We start from the raw sequence: 5,934 nt of genomic DNA, 5'->3' as shown, positions 1-5,934 counted from the left end.
AGGGCGTGGTCTGCACGATCGATGTGCCCGTGCCGCGTGCCGCGCGTGGATAAGCTCCTCACGGGTCGCCGCATTCTGATCGTCGAGGACGAGATGCTGGTCCTGATGATGGCCGAAGACTGTTTGCAGGACCTGGGGTGTTCGAACGTCAGCGCCGCCGCCACGGTCCTGCAGGCGCTGGACCTGATCGACGCGAACCGCTTTGACGCCGCCATGCTGGACATGAACCTGAACGGCGACAAGACTTACGCCGTGGCTGACGCGCTCGTCGCGCGCGGGGTGCCGTTCGTCTTCTCGACCGGTTATAGCGGCCACAGCATGAAGGAGGGCTATCGCGACTGGCCCATCCTGAAGAAGCCGTTCATGGACCGGCAGCTGGCCGAGATTCTGACGCGGACGCTGCCGCACTGACCGCCATCACGGCCCGGCTGTCGGCGCGTGTCGCACGGCCTCAGGGCCTGCCGCCGAAATCGACGTCCTTGGTCTCGACCGTCCCGGCCGTCCGCCCCGGCGCGGTCTGCTGGTTCCAGTAGAGGTTGGTGTGGGCGATGACCTGGTCCGGCGGCGGCGCGCCCCAGGCCGACTGGTCCTGCGCGGTGTGGGCGTCGCCGACCAGGGTCGCGTCGTAGCCCCGGACGAAGCCGCCATGCAGCGTCGAGCGGACGCACCAGTCGGACTCGGCGCCGACGATGACAAGCCGCCCGACCCCGAGGCCCGACAGCACGGTCTCCAGATCGGTGCCTTCGAAGGCATCGCCGTGGATCTTCTCGACCACCGGCTCGGCGTCATCAGGCGTCAGCTCGGGCACGATCTGCCAGGTGTCGCTGCCCTTCACCAGCTCGTCGTTGGAATGCTGGACCCAGATGACCGGGACGCGCTCCCGCCGCGCCCTCTCGACCAGGCGGCCGATATTCGCGACGACCGCATCGCGCCGGAGCGCCCCGGCGACGACGCCGGTCTGCACGTCGACGACGAGAAGGGCCGTGTTCGGCCGGTTCGCGAGCGTGGTCATGGTTCCCCTTCCTTCCGCAGCCCCGTCAGGTCATCGCGAAGACCGGCACGCGGTCGCCGACGCCGCGAAGGGTGAGGTCCTGCGGCCGGGTGTCCACGCCGCGCGACGACAGCAGCCGGGCCGATTCCGCATCCCGCACGATCGCCTGGGTGGCGAAGATGCTGTCCTCGGTGGCCAGCGCCTGCACGCGCGAAGCGATGTTGACGGTCTGGCCGAAATAATCCTGGCGATCGTTGAGGTTTACCGCGAGGCACGGCCCCTCATGGATGCCGATCTTCAGGATCAGCTCCTCCGCCCCCCGCCGCGCGTTCAGCTGCCGCATGGAGTCGCGCATGCGCAGCGCGGCCGAGACCGCCCGGTGCGGCACCGGGAAGGTCGCCATCACGGCGTCGCCGATGGTCTTGACCACCGCCCCGGCCTCGGACGCCACGATCTCGTTCAGGATCTGGAAGTGGGAGCGCACGAGGTCGTAGGCGACGAGGTCGCCGACGCGCTCATACAGATCGGTCGACCCCTTCAGGTCCGTGAACAGGAAGGTCAGGCTCATGATCTTGAGCCGCTGTTCGACGTCCAGCGTCTCAGTCCGGTAGAGGTCGCGGAAGGTCTGGTTGGTCAGCAGCCGCTTCGCCGTCAGGAACGGGCGGCGGCCGCCGATCAGGGTGCACATCTCCGGCCCCATGACATAGACGCCGACCAGCACCCGGCGCTCCGTCCGGTTGTCCAGCACGAGGCGCAGCGGACCGGGGGACAGGGTCGACCGGCCGACGCCGGAATGGCTGCTGGTGAAGACCAGGGACAGGTCGCGGCGCTCCGCCGTCGGCTCGCCCTCGACCTCGATCAGATGGGCCGTGTGGGTCACGGGATCGAAGATCACGACGGGCTCCACCGGGACCTGCAGCGCCAGGATCATCCGCTCGCCGGCCTGCAGCTCGACCGTCTCCAGCATCGCCTTGCTGCTGAGCTCGTCGAACGCGCCGGTCTCAGGGAAGGCCAGGCCGGAGCCATAGAACACCTGCCGGTGATAATCCCAGAAGCCGAGACTGTCCGGGTCATGCGCGGCGATGCGGCGGATCCGCGGGCTGACCGTGAAGCTGACCTCGACCGTGTCGTCGAGCGTCGGTTCGTTGGTCAGGCTGCAGAAGGCGCAGTGATAGTCCTGCTGCCGCACGCTCTTCAGCGTGGCGTTGGCGTCGAGCACGCCGCCGCAGCTGGGGCACAGGATGTTCCAGGACATCTCGAACAGGCCCAGCCGCGACGCGTGGAGCAGGGCCGCGATCACCTGTTCCTCGTCCAGGCCGCGATCGGTCGCGAAGCCGAGGGCGTTGATCCGCGCCAGCGCCTCGTCCCGGCCGTTCCGGACGAGATCCGCGAGGGCATCGACCACGGCAGGGTCGGCCGAGCGGCGCAGGGCGTCGAAGAGCGCGTCGTGGTCTGACATGGGCGGGAGCATACCCCACCGCCCCGGCGGCGGACAGGGCCGCCGCCGCCGCTCCTGACAGCGATTGTCAGCTGTTGCCGTCGGCCATGCTGTAGACATCCTCGCCGTAGCGGATGCCGCCGGCCTTGTCGGGATAGGCCATGTAATAGGTCATCCGCACCGGGATCCGGTTCACCCGGGCATAGTGGGTGTTGCCGAGGGCGATCTCGCGCTCCACCGCTGTGGTGTCGGTGCCCAGCACCCAGGCGGCCAGGCCGAGATAGTTCTCGACCCGGATGCAGCCATTCGACACCGCCCGGTTGTCGGTGGCGAACAGCGTGCGGTTGTTGGTGTCGTGCAGGTAGATCGCCTGGTCGTTGTCGAGCTCGAACTTCAGCAGGCCGAGCGCGTTGGCGTCGCCCGGCGGCTGCCAGAACTTCCAGCCCATGGTGCCGACCGAATCCGGCGGCACCTGCGCCGGGTCGAAGGTCTGGCCTTCCGGCGTCTTCACCACCACGCCGTGCTTGCGCATCTCATCATATTTGCCGGCGGCCATCATGGCCTTGTACTTCTTGGTCAGGCCGGGCGGCACGGTCCAGTCCGGGTTGTACTTCACCGCGATCATGTTGGTCTGGATCATAGGCGTCTGGGTCAACGGCGACCCGACCACCGCCCGGGTGCGCATCACCTCGACCCCGTTCTCGAAGGCGATGATCTCCGCCGTCGGCACGTTTACCGTGATCGACTTGCCGCGGGCCGGCGGCGGCGTATAGCGCGCCAGGGTCTGGCGTAGCGCCTGCGCTTCGTCGGCCGGGGTGAAGTTCAGGGCCCGGAAGGTGCGGCGGCCGACGACACCGTCGTCGCGCAGCCCCCAGCGCGATTGGAACAGCTTCACCCGCTGGGTCAGTTCCTCGTCATAGACCAGCGTGGCCGGCGCCACCGGGCCGATCAGGTCCTCCGACGTCGCCACCGCCTCGGTCGCGCCGGGCTGGCCATCGCCGGCCACGGCGGTCTCGACAGGGGGGATGGCGGTCTGGGGAGCGCTGACCTGGACGACAGCCGCGGCGGGCACGGACATCGCGGGCGCCGGAGCCGGCGCCGGCAGCGTGATGCCGACAGCGTCCAGGCGTTCGCGCAGCATCGGCACGCGGGGGTCGACGGCGCTGGGCTTCAACGTGGCGTTGAACGGAATGGCGGACGGCCCGTCCAGGTCCGCCTGCGCCCGCTCCAGCGCCTGGCGCAGCACCGCGTGGACATGGTCCTCCGGCGGCACCGGCGTCGGCTTGGTTCCGGCCATGGCGAATTGCGGCGCCAAGGCCACCGCGAGCACCAACGCCCAGCGAATCTTCATCTTCCCCTTCCTTCCCGTCCCGAATCGGCATTGGACGGCCCCAGCTCTTTGCCACAGAATCGACCCTCCCGCTGCAGGAACGTCAATCCCTGCGATCATTGCCGGGCTGCGTGTCATCGCCGCACTGGGCATGGGCCGAAAACGCGCCCCGGCGAACGCCACCGTTGCGCTCGACCGCCGGATTGATGGAGATGTGGGGGAAGCACCGGTTCCAGCGGTGCAGGAGCATGGCAGATGCCGGGGATGGACCAGAGCGACAGGAAGCGCGACCAGGCGGCGCGGGCGGCATGGCTGTCCTATGTCTCCGGCCTGACCCAGGACGAGATCGCCCGGCGGCTGAACGTCTCGCGCATGGCGGCGCAGCGGCTGCTGGCCTTCGCGGCGCAGGAGGGCATGGTCAAGGTCCGCATCGACCATCCGATCGCGGCCTGCATGGAGCTGGGCGAGCGCATCGCCCGCCGGCACGGCCTGCGCTTCTGCGAGGTCGTGCCCGCCGACCCGATGGCGCCGGGCCAGGCCAACCTGCCGGCGCTGGCCATCGCCGGCGCCACCTGGATCGAGCGGCTGGTCGACACCGAGGCGGCGCTGGTGATCGGCGTCGGCAACGGCCGCAGCGTGCGCGCCGCGGTGGAGGAAATGGCGTCGTCGCCCCGGCCGCAGCACCAAGTGGTGTCGGTCACCGGCAACATCGCCCGCGATTCCTCCTACAACCCGTTCGACGTGGTGATGCGGCTGGGCGACCGGCTGGGTGCCCAGCGCTTCCTGATGCCCGCGCCCCTGATCGCCGAGACCGCCGAGGACCGCCGGGTGCTGGAGGAGCAGAAGCCGTTCCGCGAGATCATGGCGCTGGCGGCCCGGGCGGATGCGATCCTGATCGGCATCGGCCAGCTCGACGACACCGCGCCGGTGCTGCAGGACAAGGTGGTGTCGCGCGCCGAATACGAGATCCTGCGTGCGGCCGGAGCGATCGGCGAGGTGCTGGGCAACTTCCTGGACACGGAGGGCCGGATCCTGGCCTCGCCGCTGCGCGACCGGGTGGTCGGCCTGTCGCTGGACGCAGTGGCGCAGCGCCCGGCCGTCGCCATCGCCGGCGGCACGGTCAAGGTGCCGACCATCCACGCCGTGCTGAGGCGCGGCATGCTGCAGGGGCTGATCACCGACGAGACCGCGGCCTCCGCCCTGGTCAAGCTGGGCTGACCGCCCGGGACGCCCCCATGCCGCACCTGTTGCCCCCGATGAACGCGCTGCGGGCCTTCGAGGCCGTGACGCGGCGCGGCAGCATCCTGAAGGCGGCCGAAGATCTCGGCGTCGTCCGCGGTGCCGTGCGCCAGCAGATCGCAACGCTGGAGGCGCATTTCGGCACCGCCCTGTTCCGGCGCGACGGCCGGAGCCTGGTGCTGACCGAGCCGGGCCGCGCCTATGCCGAGGCGGTGGCAGCGGCCTTCGCCATCCTGGCGCGGGCCTCGGCCGAGCTGGATGCCGGCCACCGCGGTGCGCTGAAACTCGGCGTGCCCTCCGCCTTCGCCGTCTGGTGGCTGATGCCGCGGCTGGCGGCGCTGCAGGCCGCCCTGCCGCAGGTCGAGATCGACATCATGCCGATGACGGTGGTCGAGGCGCTGTCCCGGCACCCGGAGCTGGACGCCATCATCATGGGCGGCGAATACCGCCCCGCCCCCGACATCATGGCGACGCGCTTCATGGCGGATGAGTTCGGCCCGGTGGCGGCGCCGGACCTCGCCGCCCGGCTGGGGCCGACCGGGCTGGCAACCGTGACCGGCCTGGCCAGCCGGTCGGCACCGACGCTATGGGACGACTGGTTCGCCAAGAGCGGCACGCCGCCCGTCCGGTTCGCCCGCCTGCAGGTCTTCGAGGACCTGCTGCTCGCCATCGGCGCCGCGCGGTCCGGCATCGGGATCGCTGTCGCGCCGCGCACCGCGGTCGAGGACGACATCGCCCGCGGCAGCTTGGCGGCGCCCTGGGGCTTCACCCGCCGCCCCGCCGGCTACAGCCTGTGCCGCCGCACGGCCGATGCCGCCTCCCCGCCCCTGGCGGCGCTTGCCGACTGGCTGGTCGCGGCCGGCTCGCAAGGCTGACACGGCAGATTTCCTGCCCTTTCGCACAGCATTAAGTCCATGGGCGGCGCGCCGGCCGCGG

At 70.3% G+C, this 5,934-nt stretch carries 6 protein-coding genes; 3 read left to right on the top strand and 3 right to left on the bottom strand.

What is annotated here, in order from left to right:
- The coding region (locus AC3XYG_RS34820; protein WP_489144476.1) for a response regulator at window positions 1-411 on the top strand (411 nt) is incomplete at its 5' end.
- Window positions 412-451: 40 nt separating this feature from the next.
- Here the strand turns inward: AC3XYG_RS34820 and AC3XYG_RS34815 are convergent.
- The 3 genes from AC3XYG_RS34815 to AC3XYG_RS34805 form a co-directional block, all read right to left on the bottom strand.
- Window positions 452-1,012 (bottom strand): isochorismatase family protein, encoded by a 561-nt coding sequence (locus tag AC3XYG_RS34815; RefSeq protein WP_489144475.1) that lies wholly within the window; start codon window positions 1,010-1,012, stop codon window positions 452-454.
- A gap of 25 nt (window positions 1,013-1,037) precedes the next feature.
- Window positions 1,038-2,450: an adenylate/guanylate cyclase domain-containing protein gene (locus AC3XYG_RS34810; protein WP_489144474.1), complete on the bottom strand. Its 1,413-nt coding sequence runs from the start codon at window positions 2,448-2,450 to the stop codon at window positions 1,038-1,040.
- A gap of 67 nt (window positions 2,451-2,517) precedes the next feature.
- Entirely contained in the window at window positions 2,518-3,780 is a 1,263-nt protein-coding gene (locus AC3XYG_RS34805; RefSeq protein ID WP_489144473.1) for a L,D-transpeptidase family protein, read from the bottom strand.
- A 234-nt stretch (window positions 3,781-4,014) separates the two neighbouring features.
- Here AC3XYG_RS34805 and AC3XYG_RS34800 point away from each other — a divergent pair, with 234 nt between their 5' ends.
- Both AC3XYG_RS34800 and AC3XYG_RS34795 read left to right on the top strand, forming a co-directional pair.
- Window positions 4,015-4,977: a sugar-binding transcriptional regulator gene (locus tag AC3XYG_RS34800; RefSeq protein WP_489144472.1), complete on the top strand. Its 963-nt coding sequence runs from the start codon at window positions 4,015-4,017 to the stop codon at window positions 4,975-4,977.
- A 17-nt stretch (window positions 4,978-4,994) separates the two neighbouring features.
- On the top strand, window positions 4,995-5,873 hold the full coding sequence (locus tag AC3XYG_RS34795) for a LysR substrate-binding domain-containing protein (protein WP_489144471.1): 879 nt from the start codon (window positions 4,995-4,997) through the stop codon (window positions 5,871-5,873).
- Window positions 5,874-5,934: the final 61 nt, after the last annotated feature.

The organism is Inquilinus sp. (assembly GCF_057815775.1).
Note: the sequence above shows the minus strand (reverse complement) of the source record. Positions and strands in the feature narration are given on the sequence as shown.

Coding starts and splice junctions, on each gene's coding strand:
- AC3XYG_RS34795 (WP_489144471.1), top strand. CDS start 4,995: ATGCCGCACCTGTTGCCCCCGATGAACGCGCTGCGGGCCTTCGAGGCC.
- AC3XYG_RS34815 (WP_489144475.1), bottom strand. CDS start 1,012: ATGACCACGCTCGCGAACCGGCCGAACACGGCCCTTCTCGTCGTCGAC.
- AC3XYG_RS34800 (WP_489144472.1), top strand. CDS start 4,015: ATGCCGGGGATGGACCAGAGCGACAGGAAGCGCGACCAGGCGGCGCGG.
- AC3XYG_RS34805 (WP_489144473.1), bottom strand. CDS start 3,780: ATGAAGATTCGCTGGGCGTTGGTGCTCGCGGTGGCCTTGGCGCCGCAA.
- AC3XYG_RS34810 (WP_489144474.1), bottom strand. CDS start 2,450: ATGTCAGACCACGACGCGCTCTTCGACGCCCTGCGCCGCTCGGCCGAC.